General features: G+C 55.9%; 2 protein-coding genes. One reads left to right on the top strand and one right to left on the bottom strand.

The genetic code is table 11. The features are described 5' to 3' along the window. Positions 1-254 (bottom strand): hypothetical protein (locus JX325_RS17095; RefSeq protein ID WP_204792213.1); only part of this gene is annotated, 254 nt, incomplete at its 3' end. A gap of 234 nt (positions 255-488) precedes the next feature. On the opposite strand from JX325_RS17095, the gene JX325_RS17090 reads away from it, so the two are divergent. Next, the coding region (locus JX325_RS17090) for a TraX family protein (RefSeq protein WP_243414161.1) at positions 489-1,264 on the top strand (776 nt) is incomplete at its 3' end.

Genomic DNA, 1,264 nt, shown 5'->3' with positions numbered 1-1,264 from the left:
GGCGCATACTTCGCGCCGATGTACAGGCCCAGGAAGCAGCTCACCATGTGGCTTTTATCATCGTAGGGGAGGCTGGGCCGCAGGACGGTCCTGCCGCCGTCCAAGTGCCGGGGCCGGGAGTTCTGGACCCGGGCCAGGATGGGACCGTCCTTGGGAATCTCCGGCTCCTTCGGCGTATCCGTCTCCGGCCTGTGGGGCATGACGCCCTCGCCGGGTATGGGTTTAAAGAGATCGTCCTCCATATACGCGCTCATCCCCCTCGCGTTCTCTCTGATTGGGATAACCTGCTCTATAGTACCTGTTTTGTCGAAATTTGTCAAGGCGCATTGGGCGGGGAGGTAAGCGGCTGTTTAGGCGGGCGGTTCAGGACGAAGCTGCAGAAGTTGCAATTGTAAGAAACTTGTAAGATTTTTGTCAAGCAGTTTGTAAGAAACGTCTTGTATACTCTCCTTGAAATTGGCTTCGGGCCGAAAAATTAGGAGGATAACATGAGCTACAAACAACTGAAAATTTTTGCCATAGGCTGCATGGTCTTTGACCACACCGTCCGCATCTTTCCTCTGTATCAGATATTTGCTCCCTTGGCGGACCTTTTATGGAGCGGAGGCTATGGGGGCCTTGCCGACTGGCTGCTGGACGAGTGCATTTCATATATAATGTATATTGGCCGTTTGGCAGCGCCCATCTTCGTGTATTGCATTGCCCAAGGGTTTGCGCATACCTCCAACGTCCGCCGCTACATAGGCCGCGTTTTCCTGACGGCGGTGATCGCACAGGTTCCCTATACGCTGTTTGATCTGGCGGAAATGCGGGTGCTGGGCGTGGAGGGAAACTGGCGGGAGACGGGACTGAACATCCTGTTCACGCTGGCCCTGGCCCTGTGCGTCCTCTGGGCCCATGAGGAGTTGAAGCGCCGGAAGATGCTTTTCCTGAGCCCCTTGGCCGTGGCGGCGGCCACATGGCTTGCCATGGAGCTCCGCATGGAGGGCGGGAAGGGCTATATTATTCTGGCCTGGGTTTATTACATTACTCGAAACTGCCCCCGGTGGCAGAGGGCGCTCATCTATATTCCCACCGTTCTGCTGTCTCGCCGGGGTTTGGTGCTGTGGGTCGTGGAGAGCCTGGGAACACCGGAACTGACCGGAGCTCTGCGAAACTGCCTTTTGAACGTGCTGGGCAACTACTTTGGGATGCTGGTTACGCTTTCAGATAATGGAGAAAAGGGAAGGGCCGGGAAGGGCTTTCAGCGCTTTTGTTTCGCTTT

Source organism: Oscillibacter sp. CU971 (assembly GCF_905219725.1).
In the GTDB taxonomy this organism is placed as follows: Bacteria; Bacillota; Clostridia; order Oscillospirales; family Oscillospiraceae; genus Oscillibacter.
This window is presented reverse-complemented; position numbering and strand designations above follow the sequence as displayed.